14 protein-coding genes are annotated in these 15,091 nt (G+C 44.0%); 9 read left to right on the top strand and 5 right to left on the bottom strand.

What is annotated here, in order from left to right; all coding sequences use genetic code 11:
• Positions 1-53: 53 nt before the first annotated feature.
• Positions 54-296, bottom strand: a complete 243-nt coding sequence (locus QUA88_RS04615) for a hypothetical protein (protein WP_333053252.1) — start codon at positions 294-296, stop codon at positions 54-56.
• Here QUA88_RS04615 and QUA88_RS04610 point away from each other — a divergent pair.
• A complete protein-coding gene (locus QUA88_RS04610; protein WP_333053253.1) occupies positions 296-835 on the top strand; it encodes a Dps family protein in 540 nt (179 codons plus the stop codon). The genes QUA88_RS04615 and QUA88_RS04610 overlap by 1 nt on opposite strands.
• Positions 836-1,008: 173 nt before the next feature.
• Here QUA88_RS04610 and QUA88_RS04605 read toward each other — a convergent pair whose 3' ends face one another.
• Positions 1,009-1,377 (bottom strand): hypothetical protein, encoded by a 369-nt coding sequence (locus QUA88_RS04605; RefSeq protein ID WP_333053254.1) that lies wholly within the window; start codon positions 1,375-1,377, stop codon positions 1,009-1,011.
• Positions 1,378-1,398: 21 nt separating this feature from the next.
• Positions 1,399-1,521, bottom strand: coding sequence for a hypothetical protein (locus QUA88_RS04600; RefSeq protein WP_333053255.1), 123 nt, complete (start codon positions 1,519-1,521; stop codon positions 1,399-1,401).
• 799 nt (positions 1,522-2,320) lie between these two features.
• On the opposite strand from QUA88_RS04600, the gene QUA88_RS04595 reads away from it, so the two are divergent.
• The 4 genes from QUA88_RS04595 (at position 2,321) to QUA88_RS04580 (ending at position 8,358) form a co-directional block, all read left to right on the top strand.
• On the top strand, positions 2,321-3,352 hold the full coding sequence (locus QUA88_RS04595; RefSeq protein WP_333053256.1) for a glycosyltransferase family 2 protein: 1,032 nt from the start codon (positions 2,321-2,323) through the stop codon (positions 3,350-3,352).
• A 127-nt stretch (positions 3,353-3,479) separates the two neighbouring features.
• Positions 3,480-4,931 (top strand): NAD(P)/FAD-dependent oxidoreductase, encoded by a 1,452-nt coding sequence (locus QUA88_RS04590; RefSeq protein WP_333053257.1) that lies wholly within the window; start codon positions 3,480-3,482, stop codon positions 4,929-4,931.
• 745 nt (positions 4,932-5,676) lie between these two features.
• A complete protein-coding gene (locus QUA88_RS04585; RefSeq protein ID WP_333053258.1) occupies positions 5,677-7,071 on the top strand; it encodes a branched-chain amino acid ABC transporter substrate-binding protein in 1,395 nt (464 codons plus the stop codon).
• A gap of 291 nt (positions 7,072-7,362) precedes the next feature.
• On the top strand, positions 7,363-8,358 hold the full coding sequence (locus QUA88_RS04580) for a branched-chain amino acid ABC transporter permease (RefSeq protein ID WP_333053259.1): 996 nt from the start codon (positions 7,363-7,365) through the stop codon (positions 8,356-8,358).
• A gap of 128 nt (positions 8,359-8,486) precedes the next feature.
• Here the strand turns inward: QUA88_RS04580 and QUA88_RS04575 are convergent, their stop codons facing one another.
• On the bottom strand, positions 8,487-9,059 hold the full coding sequence (locus tag QUA88_RS04575; RefSeq protein WP_333053260.1) for a Uma2 family endonuclease: 573 nt from the start codon (positions 9,057-9,059) through the stop codon (positions 8,487-8,489).
• A 108-nt stretch (positions 9,060-9,167) separates the two neighbouring features.
• Here QUA88_RS04575 and QUA88_RS04570 point away from each other — a divergent pair, with 108 nt between their 5' ends.
• The 3 genes from QUA88_RS04570 (at position 9,168) to QUA88_RS04560 (ending at position 12,689) form a co-directional block, all read left to right on the top strand.
• Complete coding sequence (locus tag QUA88_RS04570) at positions 9,168-10,733, top strand: ABC transporter permease subunit (RefSeq protein WP_333053261.1); 1,566 nt, start codon at positions 9,168-9,170, stop codon at positions 10,731-10,733.
• 271 nt (positions 10,734-11,004) lie between these two features.
• Positions 11,005-11,820, top strand: coding sequence for an SAM-dependent methyltransferase (locus QUA88_RS04565; RefSeq protein WP_333053262.1), 816 nt, complete (start codon positions 11,005-11,007; stop codon positions 11,818-11,820).
• An 89-nt stretch (positions 11,821-11,909) separates the two neighbouring features.
• The gene (locus QUA88_RS04560; protein ID WP_333053263.1) at positions 11,910-12,689 is read left to right on the top strand and encodes an ABC transporter ATP-binding protein; all 780 of its coding nucleotides are present in this window, start codon (positions 11,910-11,912) and stop codon (positions 12,687-12,689) included.
• A 480-nt stretch (positions 12,690-13,169) separates the two neighbouring features.
• On the opposite strand, the gene QUA88_RS04555 is transcribed toward QUA88_RS04560, so the two are convergent.
• Complete coding sequence (locus QUA88_RS04555; protein ID WP_333208329.1) at positions 13,170-14,030, bottom strand: PEP-CTERM sorting domain-containing protein; 861 nt, start codon at positions 14,028-14,030, stop codon at positions 13,170-13,172.
• Between the two features lie 317 nt (positions 14,031-14,347).
• On the opposite strand from QUA88_RS04555, the gene QUA88_RS04550 reads away from it, so the two are divergent.
• On the top strand, positions 14,348-15,055 hold the full coding sequence (locus QUA88_RS04550) for an ABC transporter ATP-binding protein (protein WP_333270469.1): 708 nt from the start codon (positions 14,348-14,350) through the stop codon (positions 15,053-15,055).
• Positions 15,056-15,091 lie beyond the last annotated feature (36 nt).

Here is a 15,091-nt window from a genome sequence, read left to right as displayed (position 1 = left end):
TTACCTTCGGCATAAATTCCTTAATTTTTATTAACAATCAGAGTGCAGCCTTTTTATATAGCGGGATTGAGCGGGGACTCACCTGCCGCCCAATCGGTGTGATCGCCAAACAAAGGCGCTTCGGAACAATAAGTTTGAGTGCATCTATCTAAAGGTATCAATATTGCAATTACTTTAACCTGAAAAGCAGATATTTTACTAAAGTGCGATCGTCTTCGATCGTCCTCTGGGTTGATGTAAGTGACGGGCGAAATTTGTTCTAATAGTAAAGTTAGATTTGAAGGAACAATTTTCAATGCGTAAGTTAAACATAGGTCTATCTGACGAGCAACGTGCAGGCGTTATCGAACTATTGAATCACGACTTGGCAGATGCTTATCTGCTGTTAATCAAAACCAAAAAGTATCACTGGGATGTAGTGGGCCCGCAGTTTCGATCGCTCCACCAGTTGTGGGAAGAACACTATCAGGCGTTAACACTAAATATCGATGCTATGGCTGAACGGGTGAGAACTTTAGGTGGCTATCCAATTGGTACTGCTGAGGGTTTTCTGAAGTATGGCTCGATTAAAGAACATATCGGCGATTTGCCTTTGGCTACGGAAATGGTAGCGCGTTTAGTTGATGACCACGAACTGATTATTCGCAATCTCCGCAAACACGTAGAACAGTGCGGTGAAGAGTTTAAGGATGACGGAACCGCAGACTTTTTGACGGGTTTGATGGAACAGCACGAGCAAATGGCTTGGATGTTGCGCTCGTTTATTGAAGGGGAATCCCTTGCGCCAGATGGTAAGCAGCCGCAAGCTCAAACTGCTACAGCTTCTCACGCTTAGAGAGATTAAGTAGAAGGAAGAAGGAAGAAGTAAGAAGGAAGAATGGAAAATTTAGATTTTTTTATTTAACCCTCTTTCCTCATTCTTGATCGACCAACCAGGCAGAATTAAACGCCCTCTAGCTTCCTCAAAAACCCGGTTTCTTCAAAAAACCGGGTTTTTCAATTTTGGGTTTATGTAGATTTTCGATTTCCTAAACTATTGAATCGCATTCTTTCGTATACCTGCGATGGCAACATTCTGTGAGCTTTCGTTCGCGCCTCAGTCCTAGCAACTGTCCTCCCTTCACTCGATTCTGATGCTTTTTTTAACTCTAACCCAGCTTCAGTTGGCGCTGTAACTATTATTTTTAATATACTTTCTATTGACAGCAGATACAAATTATGGCGCAAAAGTGCCATTGATAAATCTTCTTTGAACGATCGATACAGCCAAGATAATGTACTCCGGTGATTGCCACTGCGGTTGCTTTTGACAGCTAAGGAATGAGAATTAAATAACTTCCACTCTTGAAAGTGGGACGGGCGGGACGCCCATCCCACAATAATAATTAAAATTGTAAGTTATTTAATTCGCGATCCTAAGTAAATGTAAAAGTTGCTGCTATAGCAGCGATAAATGCTGCTGGGAATTTCGGGATGTTGCTGCCGGATATCTGCCATAATTAAAGAGTGAGATTTTGCCATTGCTGCATAGGAGCGCAAATTAAATAATTTACACAATGAAAGTGGGTTGGGCGTCCCGCCCCCCTTTCTGGACGGGCTTTCAGGCCCATCCCACAAGAACCATCACGCATTCTAAGTTATTTAATTCTCATTCCTAAGCTGGTATGATGACTGAAACTAAGGGCTGATTTAAAGTGTTTTGGAAGGTTTTCATGTAATATAAAAACTTGTTTATGTAAAAGTTTTGGTTCAAAGGGAACTAGCTAAGAGTATATTAGCAAATTACCAAAGCTCGATCGTACAGTGTCGGAAATTTTAAGACGTATATTTAAATTATATTGCCAAAAGTCATAAAGTGTGCATTGAGTCCGCAGTCGCGATCGAGACTTGGGGCAGCAGTCACTCGCGGATGAGGTCTGTAAAAGAAATTGTACCGCGCAAGTCCTGACAGTTCGTGGGTATCCGTATAAACGATGTTGGATTTTATACGGTGTGCCTACTTATAAAATCAAAGTCTTGTGTATGGCAACACAGCCACACCAAAATGCTGCAGGGGCTTTTTCCGAAGTTTACACAAACAATGATATATTTAAAGATTTTGTAAAGGTGTTGTCTACATCAGGTCACTCTCAGCAAGAGATGGCGTAAAATAGAAGTAAGAATGGGGAAAATTAAATCGAGAATACCAGCAAAAAATATAGTTGAAGATCAACAAAAATCGAGTTATAAATAAAAAAGTAGAGCTGATTTTACCCTTTGTAAAGTAGCACCCATAAAATTCCAGCAAATTTTAGCCCCTGCAATTTAAACAATTTAGGTAATGATTTCTACCGCCGACCCCACTGTATCCGTTATTATCCCAGTCCACAACGGGGGCTCTTACTTCCGCACCTGTTTGTCAAAACTGGCTCAAACTGTGCCCAGGCCGATCGAGATTATTGTAGTAGCAGATGGTGAAAGCGACGGTTCTTGGCGTCTAGCCCAGGAATTCGGCGCCAAAGTGATCAGGATTCCCGAATGCGGAGGGCCAGCGCGGGCCAGGAATTTGGGTGCCCAGGCTGCAAAGGGAGATATTCTGTTTTTTGTGGATGCTGATGTCGCTGTTTGTCCAGAAGCTGTGGGCTATGCGATATCGGTGTTCAAAAATAATCCCTACTTAGCTGCTTTCATCGGCTCTTACGACGATGCTCCCGGAGATCCTGATTTTCTATCGCAGTACAGGAACTTGCTGCACCACTACGTGCACCAAACAGGTAACGAAGAAGCTTCGACTTTTTGGGGCGCTTGCGGAGTGATTCGTCGGGAAATTTTTTTGCAAATGGGTGGCTTTAATGAGAGTTACCGCCAAGCTTCGATCGAAGATATTGAGTTCGGCTACCGTTTGAAACAAGCAGGTTATAACATTCGGCTGTGCAAAACATTGCAGGTGAAGCATTTAAAGCGGTGGAAGCCTATGGGTATGGTGAAAGCTGACTTTTTCTACCGAGCGCTGCCTTGGACAGAACTGATTTGGCGCGATCGCAAATTGAATAACGACCTCAACTTGCAAGTTTCAAACCGCATCAGCGTGATTTTAACTTATGCAGTCCTGCTGGCAACTTTGGGAACCTGCTGGTCGGTGAGCTTTCTGCTACTGGCTGGTTTGCTGGCAATACCGCTGGTAGCAATTAATGCACCGCTTTACCGATTTTTTCACCGTAAACACGGTATCCTATTTGCCCTGAAAACTATTCCGTGGCACTGGCTTTTCTACTTTTACAGCGGACTGGCATTCGCGATCGGCACGGGTCGCTACTTATACCAAAAAAAGCCTGTGACTGGCAAAGTTAGCTTGCCAGTATCCGCTCAATAAATCAAGGCAAATTGTCCTTCAAAATCAGGTAGCTCAATAGGTTCTCAGGGTATTCACGGGTGCATCTGTAACTTGGACAAGTTATAAATAATTGTATGGTTCGATAAAAAAGCTGGAGGTAGGCTGAGTGAAACATTATCCGGTTGCGATCGTCGGTGCAGGCCCTGCGGGCTTGACTGCTGCCTACGAGCTAGTCAAGGAAGGCATCATCCCTGTTGTACTAGAAAAAGGTGATAAAGTTGGGGGAATAGCTCGCACAGAAACCTACAAAGGCTATCGTTTCGACATTGGCGGCCACCGCTTTTATACTAAAGTTGAAGCCGTGCAGCAGTTGTGGCAAGAGGTACTGGGAAATGAGTTTATTAAAGTGCCACGATTGTCGCGAATTTTTTATCGAGGTAAATTTTTCAACTATCCGATTAGTGCCTTCAATACTCTCTTTAATTTGGGCATAATTGAGAGTACGCTGATTATTTTGAGTTATCTGAAAGTGAGAATTTGGCCACTTACGGAAGAAAAAACTTTTGAACAATGGGTTATCAATCGTTTTGGGGAACGCTTGTATAAAACATTTTTTAAGACTTACACTGAAAAAGTTTGGGGCATTCCTTGTTCGGAAATTCAAGCAGATTGGGCGGCGCAGCGGATTAAAGGATTGTCGCTGACGACAGCAATTATTAATGCTTTGTTTGGCAGCAACGACACTAAAACATTAATCAAAGAGTTTGATTATCCGGCTTTGGGGCCGGGGATGATGTGGGAAAAGTTCGCGGAAGCTGTGGAGAATAAAGAGGGCAAAGTTTATCTCGATACTAAAGTGATTAGCTTTGAGCGTGAAGGTAATAAGATTAAAAGTATTACTGCGGAGCAAAACGGAGAATTAGTTCAATATTCGGCGGATAATTTCATTACAAGTATGCCGATATCGGCGCTGGTAGCAAGAATGAAACCGCAGCCCCCCGAAGAGGTGTTGCACGCCGCGCGATCGCTCAAATATCGAGATTTTTTGATTGTAGCGCTGATTGTCGATCGCAAGGATTTGTTTCCTGACAACTGGATTTACATTCACTCTCCCGAAGTCAAAGTTGGACGAATTCAAAACTTTAAGAATTGGAGCGCTGCTTTAGTTCCTGATGTCAGCAAAAGTTGTTTAGGAATGGAATATTTCTGTAGCGTAGGCGACGAGATTTGGGAAATGTCGGACGCGGAACTTGTCGAATTAGCAACTCGCGAGTTGGTTGGTTTGGGGTTAGCAACAACTGCTGAGGTGCAAGATGGAGTTGTCATACGGCAACTTAAAGCTTATCCAGTTTATGATGGGGAATATCGAGGACACTTGCAGGTACTTGAAAGTTTTTTGAAGGGATTTGAGAATTTGCAGACGATCGGGCGAAACGGTATGCACCGATACAACAACCAAGACCATTCCATGCTGACGGGGATGCTGGCTGTGAGAAATATTCTCGGCGAAAAGCACGATTTGTGGGATGTGAATACTGAGCGATCGTACTATGAAGATTTTAGTGTCGATCGCTCAAAAGAAAAAAAGGATTCGGATTTGATTTCGCAATCAAGCTGATTTGACGCTGGAGGGTTGAGAAAGGGAAAGGAAATCTGTATTTTCCTTTCCCTTTTAGTTTTTAACTGGTTGAACAGGTTTTAACTGGTTCCCCGGAAGCTCCTGGAAACCCATTGACCGAGGCTCTGCCTCATTTCCTGGGCTGGTACGCCTTCCCAGGAAGTTCACGGGAACGAGAGAAAAAGCTTGTTGCAGCGGTGTATCTTTAAGAGTTCACTTGACACTCCCCTGCCTGAAGGCGAGGGGATTCTTGGTTCTGCGACATACCTTAAAACTATCTATCCTTGCGGCAGTGTTTAAACCTGGTATCCGTTCAAAAGAACCAAATATCGAGCTTAATTTAGATAGCCTCGCGAGGGTTTGTCTCCCCAAGCTTTCGAGAATTGCTTCTCTTGTTTCTGTGTGCCCCACAGTACATTTTAGAAATAAAAAGTTTAGTCTCTGATTTTGGCTTACATTAGTTAGCCCAGCTATGTTTTTCGTGGTTTTCGCCACCCACTAACCATTATTGTTTTCCGACCTATCGTTTGAGCGTGGTGTCTCATGTGTATCGGCGGTTATTCTACCTGTAGTATAGTTATTCTACTCTACAATGAACACAATGCAAGAAAGTTCAAGAAAACAATTAACAAAAGTTGATAATTAATTAAAGCCGTCCTAGAAGGACGGGGCTTTAGACCCAATTTATTGGTAAAACTTGAAAATCTGTGCTAACTCTTGACTTACAGACTTAGAGAGTGGAAATATGCTAAGACGCAACCAACAAACGAACCAACCTATGAACTTTTCCCAGAAGTCAGGCGGCAAAAGTGCCACACCCCCAAAAATCAACTCAACACACAATCTCGGCGTCGTAGGATTGCGGAAATTACTTTTTGCCGCCGGAATAGCCTCTCTGTGCGCTAGCTGTCAAAATCCTGAAGCACCCACCGCCACAACTCCCGGAGGCAGCCCCGGAACCAGTCCCGCAGCCACTCCCGTCGCAGTCAGCAGCCCCGGAGACCCAAATACTGTCAAAATTGTCTCCATGCTGCCCATGACAGGCAGCGCCTTGGGTCAAGCTCAAACAATGGTCAACGGCATCCAACAAGCCCTCGCCGAAACCAACTCCAAAGCTTGCGACGGCAAAATCCAAATCCAATACGAAGTTTTCGATGACGCCACCGCCGCCGCCGGCAAATGGGACCCGGCCCAAGTAACCTCGAACTCCAACAAAGCCGTCGCTGACGCTTCGGTAGTTGCCGTCATCGGTCACTATAACTCCGGTGCCGCCAAACTTTCCATTCCCGTGCTCAACCAAGCTAACATCGTCATGATCAGTCCGGCCAACACTTATCCGGGACTGACTAAACCAGGAAAAGGCGAAGCCAAAGAACCTAACGTTTATTATCCCACAGGCACTCGTAATTTCACCCGCGTTGTCCCCGCTGACGACCTTCAAGGGGCTGTAGCTGGCAACTGGGCGAAATCTTTGGGCGTACAAAAAGTCTACATTCTCGACGACCAAGAACTCTACGGCAAAGGCATCGCTGATGTTTTTGAAGCCACTGCTAAAAAGTTGGGAATTCAAGTCCTCGGAAGAGAGGGAATTGATATTAAAGCTAGCGACTATAAGGCGTTAATGAATAAGATCAAAGCTTTAAATCCAGACCTGATTTACTTCGGTGGCACTACTCAAAGCAACGCCGGACAAATAATTAAAGACATGAGAAATGTTGGGATGGCGGCTGATGCAGTTAAATTCATGGGGCCCGACGGCATTAAAGAGCAAGCTTTAATTGACGCGGCGGGCAAAGATGCCGAAGGAGTTTACGCTACTTTTGGCGGCTTGCCTCCTCAAGAATTGACTGGTGCGGGCGCGAAGTGGTACGAAAGTTACAAGGCAAAATATAATGCTGAACCGGAAGCTTATGCAGCTTACGCCTATGAAGCTGCTAAAGTTGCGATCGGCGCAATTAATAAAGTTTGCAAAAATGACCGCGCTGCTATCCGCGAAGCTGTCTTGGCAACTAAAGATTTTAACGGGGTACTCGGCACTTGGAGTTTTGACACCAACGGCGACACGAGCTTGACTACAATGTCAGGAAATGTTGTTAAAGGTGGCAAGTGGGAGTTCGTGAATGCGCTCAAGACGGAATAATTAATCAGAAGGAAGAGGGAAGTTCGGCAACGGATTTTATAACGGATGTAACGGATATCGGAAAGAAGGAAGAAGGAAGAAGGGATCATAAAAAATTATGCCTTTTTCCTTCTCCCTCCAATGTCCCATGCCCAATTCCCAATTCCTAATTCCTAATTCCCAATTCTCGATTCCCAATTCCCAATTCCCAATTCCCAATTACTCAAAAACATGAAAAACTGGAAAAGTATTCTCTTATATCTAGGTGTAGTTTATATAGTTTTGCTATTAGGTCCTATCGCAGGATTTGATTTGCCAAAAATCGTTGGAGAAATAGTCAGCAATCCTGAAGTTTTTATCCAACAATTATTAGTTGGTCTGGTCAACGGCGCGCTGATTGCAATTATTGCTTTGGGTTACACTATGGTTTATGGCATTATTGAGTTAATCAATTTTGCTCATGGCGATTTGTATATGTTGGGCGCTTTTGCTTCCCTAACCGTGTTCGGGGCTTTTGGGATTCAAGATGGCGCACCTTTAGGTATTGCTATACCGGTGATGTTAGTTGCTTTAATTGTATGTTCGGTTTTTTGTGCTGGACTCAATATTGTTGTGGAAAAGTATGCTTATCGACCTTTGCGAAATGCTCCCCGTTTGGCTCCTTTAATTTCGGCAATTGGAGTTTCTTTTATTTTCCAAAATATGGGGCTGTTTTGGGGAGGATTGAAAGCTTTTATTCCAGTGATGGGTTCTAATTCTGCTGCGCCGAAAAGCTTTCCCGATTTGTTGCCGCGAGTTGATATTTTTAAAGCTTTGGGAATTCAAACGAGTATTGTATTTACTACCAAGGATTTAATTGTGTTGGTAGTGGCGGTGGTATTGATGGTTTTGCTTCATGTGTTTGTGCAATACACTCGTCTGGGAAAGGCGATGCGGGCAACTGCTCAAAGTCGCGATGCTGCTAAAATTATGGGGATTAATGTCGATCAGATTATTGCTCTGACTTTTTTGATTGGGGGAGCTTTGGCGGGTTCGGCTGGGATTCTGGTTGGTTTGTACAACAATACTATTGTGTTTACGATGGGGTTTACGGCTGGTTTGAGGGCTTTTACGGCGGCGGTTTTGGGGGGGATTGGCAATATTGTGGGGGCGATGTTAGGAGGCGTTTTGATTGGGTTGCTTTCGTCTTTGAGCGACCAGTATTTATCGAGCCGCTGGACTAATGCTTGGGTGTTTGGGGTTTTGGTGGTGATTTTGGCTTTTCGGCCTGGGGGTTTGTTGGGCGAAAATGTTCAGGAGAAGGTTTGAAATTTTGGGTTTAAATAATCGCAAGAGATATTTAAGTAGACATGAAAAAACAGCACAGGCAGCTCCCAGATTTTTCATATAAGTTGGGGAACTAAAAGCGAGATCGTTTTACGTTTTAGTTTTACCTTTTAAATATTCCCTGGTTTGAGCCAGCTAAAAACTTCGCCTAAAGTCAACTGCATTTCCGGCATGAATTTGGGAACCGGAAGTATATCTGTTGGTTCTTGCAAGGAAATAGGCTGCTGCCTTGCGGGATAAGCTAAAATGTTTTTTTCATCGGGATCGAGCAACCAACCCATCTGACAACCGGCATTCAAACAGTGCAAAATATTGTTTGTGACTTTGGTTTGGCTTTGGGCTGGGGACAAAATTTCTATTGTCCAGTCTGGGTGAGCATTAAATGTATTGGCAATTTCGCCGTCAGCGTCTAGGGGAATGCGATTCCAAACAAAAATGGCGACATCGGGCACAATAGAACGTCCGCCAAAGGTGCAGCGAAGTTCTGGTAGGGCTAGGGCAATTTGCGGTTTCTCTGCGATGTCGTTGGTGACTGTTACGAGTCTTCCTTGTAGTTTGCTGTGTTTTCCTTGTGGCATAGGTTTTTGGACGATCGCACCTTTGATGTATTCGCTAGCGGGTTTGGTTTCTGGGAGTTGCAAAAACTCGTCGAGGGTGATAGTTTTTTGAGGTGCTTGTACCATATAGCGATCGCCCGTTTGAAGTGTGTTGCGGTAACAGTTCCAGTATATAGCAGTTGACAGTTGACAGTGAACAGTAAACAGTGACTAATAACTAATGACTAATAACTAATGACTAATAAAATAATCCAAGCAATTAAATCGACTGGTATTTTAGGGGCGATCGGCTCTTTGACTGTTTTGTTATTCGGCGGTTGGAGCGGCACGGTGATCGGGTGGCTGATGGGTACGGCTGCGGGCTTTATGAGCTGTCGGGAGCAGAAGGTTTACAGCCCGAAAATGGGTGCTGCGATCGGCAGTTTAGCCGGATTGGGATTGGGAGTTTGGCTGTTAGTTGCGAGTGTGGTAGAAGGGGTTTTGATTAGGCCTTTGTCTGGTCAACCTGCTGTTGCTTTGCCGACTACGCTGCTGTACGGGATTTGCAGTTTGACGATCGCAATTTTGACAGCTACGTTAATGGGTGCTTTGCAGGGTTTGCAGGGAGAAAGGCAGCGACTGGCAACTCTGGTGACATTAGCTTTTATTCTAATTCTGTTTCCGTTTATCGACATTCAAGCTCAGACTGGCTGGATTGCTACTGTAGTACAGATTCAAATCTTTATTATGTTGGCGCTGGGTTTGAATATTACTGTGGGTTTTGCGGGATTGTTGGATTTGGGATATGCGGCGTTTTTTGCGATCGGCGCTTACACGACGGCTTTGCTATCTTCTGGGCAATTAAATATTGCTTGGAACTTTTGGGTGGTACTGCCGATCGCGGCCGGTGTAGCTGCGATCGCGGGCGTAATCCTCGGTATTCCGACACTGCGGCTCAAGGGCGATTATTTGGCGATTGTTACCCTCGGTTTTGGCGAAATTATCCCGGTTGTCTTTAGGAATTTAACCGCGATTCGGATCGACGAACCAGTCTCGAAGATTGTTGCGGCTGTTTTGGGTAAACCTGAGTTGGTGCTGTGTCTGGTTGGGTGCGATCGACCTTTTAACCTCACCGGCGGCGAAGCGGGAATAAACCCGATCGGGCGTCCATCTCTCCCCATTATCGGCACTTTCAGCACCGGCAACTACTTTCCCTGGTACTACCTAATTTTACTGCTAGTTGTCTTTGCTTACTTCATGATTTCGCGGCTGCGAGATTCCCGCTTGGGCAGGGCGTGGAATGCCATGCGCGAAGATGAATTAGCTGCGAGTGCGATGGGAATTAACCTAGTCAAAACCAAACTTTCGGCTTTTGCGATGGGAGCGACGTTTTCGGGCTTTGCAGGCGCGTTTTACGCCGCCTATATCAGCGCGATTTTTCCCAGCGTTTTCGATTTCTCGGTGTCGGTAATCATCCTCTGTATGGTGATTTTAGGCGGTTTGGGCAACATGACCGGGGTGATTTTGGGGGCTATCATTATCATGTCTGCCGATCGGCTTTATCTGCCACAATTAGCGCAAGTCCTCAAGGGTTTTCTGAATACTTTTGTACTCCCCAGGATTGCAATTCCCCAGTTGCGAGACTTTCTGGCCACCAGTTTAGACCCGATTCAAATGCGCTTATTTCTATTCGGCCTAACTCTTGTTGTCATGATGCTCGTGCGGCCGGAGGGGCTGATTCCTGATAAGATACACCAAGCTGAACTGCATTCGGATGCTGAAGCGAGCAATGAGTCTTTAGCAGATGCGAGAAGTCAATAAGTAGGTAAGGGCAAAAACCATAGTATTTGGTAGGCGGATTTAGCTAATAATCTAGGATGCAACTCACATTTTGCACCATTCTCAAGAACAGGCAAGATGCCTGTTCCACAATAAAATTCACTCTTTGTGGAACAGGCATCTTGCCTGTTATAAAAACCTTATTTAGAATGGTGCAACATCTCAGATACAAGGGAGTTTAGGGGTGTAAAAACCCCGTGCCCATCTAAGGTTTATTTGTAACCAACTACTTAGTAAGGGTGAAAGATTAGCCATGAACAATGTAACTGGTACTGCTTTTATCGTTGCGGAATTTAGAGCAGAAGAGAATGAAGAGGCCATTCCTCTGTATACTGATCATGTAGTAAAAATATGGCTCAATGAGGAAACAAAAAAAGTAGCTAGGCAAATAGCTCAAAACTCTCCCGCCGCTAAAGAAATGGTTAAGTTGCGGACTAAATATTTTGATGATTTTTTGTCAAATCAAATTTTAGGAGGTTGCAAGCAAGTAGTTATTTTAGGTTCGGGTTTGGATACTCGCGCTGCTATAATTAATGGAGAAAAAGTCACTTATTTTGAAATAGACGACCCCGCGACTCTTCAATTAAAAGCAGAAACTCTCAAAGCTAACAAAGTTACTGCCAATGTTCGCTACCTTCCCGGCGATTACGTAAAAGACGGTTTAATCTCCTTGCTGAAACCGAGTGAATTTGATTTCGCTCGACCGACATATTTTTTGTGGGAAGGCAACACTACTTTGGTTGACAAAAAAGATGTAATATTTGTATTAGAACAAATTCGCGACAATGTTGATAATTTTCGATTGTCCTTTGATTATATGTCGGAAAAGGTAATTTTGAGAACCACGGGCTACCAAGATATCAATGATTACATAGATAAATACGAAAGTATGTATGCACCGTGGATTACGGGGTTTGAAAAGATTGCTACTTTGGCTGACGAACTCAATCTCAAAGTTATTGAAAACTTTTCGACTGCCGATTTACACGCACAATATCGCCCTCGCCGTTCGCTAGAATCTAATCTTTTTAAGTTCTATTTTGTCTGTACGTTAGAGAATATGCCCTAAAATCTCCCAATCCCGAATTGATTCGTGTGCGTGAAAGCTTGTGACGAGGACGATCGCACTACTATAAAATCTTAGAAAACAGAACCAAAATGTCATTATTAGAAGCACAGCAACTTACAATGCGATTCGGCGGTTTGACTGCGGTCAACCAGGTTAGTTTAACATTGGAAAAAGGCTCGATCGCCAGTTTGATCGGCCCCAATGGTGCGGGCAAGACTACTTTTTTTAATATGCTGACGGGTATCTACAAACCGAGTGGCGGTCAGTTGCTTTTGGAACAAAAAAATATCACGGGTTTACCTCCCGATCGCCTGACAACTTTCGGCATTGCTAGAACTTTTCAAAATATCCGCTTGTTTAACAACATGACTGTGCTGGATAATGTTTTAGTAGGTAGACACTGCCGATTAAAAACAGGTTTGTTGGGTGCAATCCTCCGCAGTCCGGCTGTGATTGTAGAAGAGCGGGAAGCTAAGAAAAAAGCCTTGACTATGCTTGATTTTGTCGGTTTAGGTGCTTCTAAAGCGCTGGAGTTGGCAAAAAACCTTTCCTACGGAGACCAGCGCAGATTGGAAATTGCCAGGGCTTTGGCTTCCGATCCGAAAGTGCTGCTTTTGGACGAACCTACGGCGGGGATGAATCCGAACGAAACGGCTGATTTAACTCGCTTTATTTACCGAATTCGCGATGAGTTGAATTTGAGTATTTTGCTGATTGAACATGATATGAAAGTGGTGATGGGAATTAGCGATCGCGTGAGTGTTATGGAGTACGGTACTAAAATTGCTGAGGGAACTCCAGATCAAGTTCGCGCCGATCCTCGCGTAATTGAGGCATATTTGGGAAAAGAAGAAGATGGACATGGATAGTATACAGCACTTTCCAGGTAAGTGAAGTACAGAGAAACCGGGTTTCTTGAATAAAACCGGTTTCTGGCGAGAAATCCAGAAGAAACCCGGTTTCTGGGGTGTACTTTATAAACCTGGAATCCGCTGTAGAATAACTATAGCAATCCTAAATGATTCGTGTAATTATTGTAGGGGCTCTCCCCACGCCCGGTTGCCCCGATGCAGGCTGGGGTAGGCACGGGGAGTAGGGGTAGCACTACCCCTACATATTTTTACAAATGATGCGAGGATTGCTATAGATAGGCGACTTCTTATTAAAGAAGTCGCCTATCTAACAGCGATAGTTGACATACTTAGGGATGAGAATTACATAAAATCCACTTTTCATGACTGTTGTGGGATGGGCGTCCCGCCCGTCCTTTCTGGGCGGGCGGGACGCCCATCCCACAAGAAAAAAGGGAAATTATTTAATTGACGATCCTTAGATGTTTTGCATCATTCCTAAACTTTTGATTTAACTTCAGAGAATTGATTCTTAAATTTTCTCCCCTTCGCCAGGAAACCGAAAAATAGGGCAGTGCCTAATATAGTAGTAGGTTCGGGAACTGGTTCTGCTTCGGGGACTGGTTGCGCTTGTGCCACTGCCATATTGTTCTTAACTTCTACTAATCTTAAATTAGTGGTGCTGTCAAAAGTCCGCGAATACACTCCCGAAGTATACAAACTCAGGCTTTTTGTATTACCTTCAGCCAGAAAAGCAAAATTAATTTGTGTTGGATTAAAGTTTCCAGCGAGGTTGTATGACACACTCAATTCCGGGGCTTTAAAAGAGTGCAAACCGATCCCAAATTGAAATGATTCTAAAAGAATGTTAGAAACAGTGTCAATTAATGCAAAAGATATACTGCCTTGGGCGCTAGCCCGTTCTGATTGGGGATTACTAACAGATGTAAAAAGATGTAAAATAGTCTGAACAGTGAAGGAAAAAGTTTCTTTAGCCTTTATAGAAAAGTCGCCGATAACTGCTGCTTGACTTTGGGCTAAACCAGAATAGTTATTCCCGCTGCCTATGACTTCACTTTGCGAGAGATTTGTTGCCAGCAATTCGTGACAGTTAGATATAAAAAATGCCTCAGCGTTCGCTTGGCTAATGGCTGCACCGCTGTTAGCTATTGTCTGAGTTTTAGTGTTAGTAAATGTACCTGTCTCAGTCGGGGTGTGACGGAAGTTGTTAATCGTTACTGCTGCGGCAGAACCGGCTATTGTGGCAGCACGGCTGGGCGCAATACCTACACTCAAGCTGGTTACTAAAGGAGTTGCTAATAAAAATGCGATCGTTCCGCTACAGTGATTGAATTTCATGGTAAATTTCCTTAAATTTGAAACATTTTAAGTGCTGTTATTGGTAACTTGTAGCGGTTGGTTGCGCTTACGTATCAATACTAGCTATATACTTAGAGATTTTTGTAAAGCTACTGTCAAGAAATCTTGTGTTTAAGTAAAAATTATGTAAAGTTGGTCGCCACAGCTACTAAAAATAGATTCTATGGGAGCTAGGGCGGGTCTTGATCTAAGTAAAATTACTGTTTACTCTAAAAAAGCTTGATTTTAAATAAATGCAATAAAATTTTATAATTAGTCGGGATAATATAAAAAGGCACAAAGCAGAAAGAGTAATCATGCTAGAAATTAAAAACATTCACACCTACTACGGAAATATCCACGCTCTCAAAGGGGTATCGCTAACAGTCTCGCAGGGAGAAGTTGTGACATTAATCGGCAGCAACGGGGCGGGGAAAACGACCACTCTCCGCACGATTCAAGGACTGCTGCGCCCGCGAATCGGCACTGTATTATTTGAGGGAAAGCCTTTAGAAGCACTATCTACAGAGGCGATCGTCCGTTTGGGGATTTCTCAAAGTCCCGAAGGGCGGTTGATTTTTCCGCGCATGACGGTGCAAGAAAACCTAGAAATGGGCGCTTATCTCCGCAACGATACTCTCGGTATCAAGTCCGATATGGAAAAAGCATTAAATTTATTTCCTCGTTTGCGAGAAAGAATTAGTCAAAAAGGGGGAACTCTCAGCGGTGGCGAACAGCAAATGTTGGCGATCGGCCGGGCTTTGATGTCGCGCCCCCGCTTGTTATTATTGGACGAGCCGAGTATGGGATTGGCACCGATGTTAGTCAGTCAAATTTTTGCGATCGTCCGCGATATTAATGCTGAAGGAACAACTATTTTACTGGTGGAACAAAACGCCCGCATGGCTTTAAGTGTAGCCCATCGCGGCTATGTCATCCAAACTGGTCAGGTTGTAGTCGCTGGTACTGCTAGCGATTTGCAGTCAAATGAAACTGTTCGCAAAGCATATTTAGGTGAAAGTTAAATATGGGAATTGGGCATTGGGAATTGGGCATTGGGA

Origin of the sequence: Microcoleus sp. D3_18_C2, assembly GCF_036702395.1 — a bacterium.
GTDB lineage: Bacteria > Cyanobacteriota > Cyanobacteriia > Cyanobacteriales > Microcoleaceae > Microcoleus.
The sequence above is the reverse complement of the archived record's forward strand: the minus strand, read 5'-3'. Positions and strand labels throughout refer to the sequence as shown.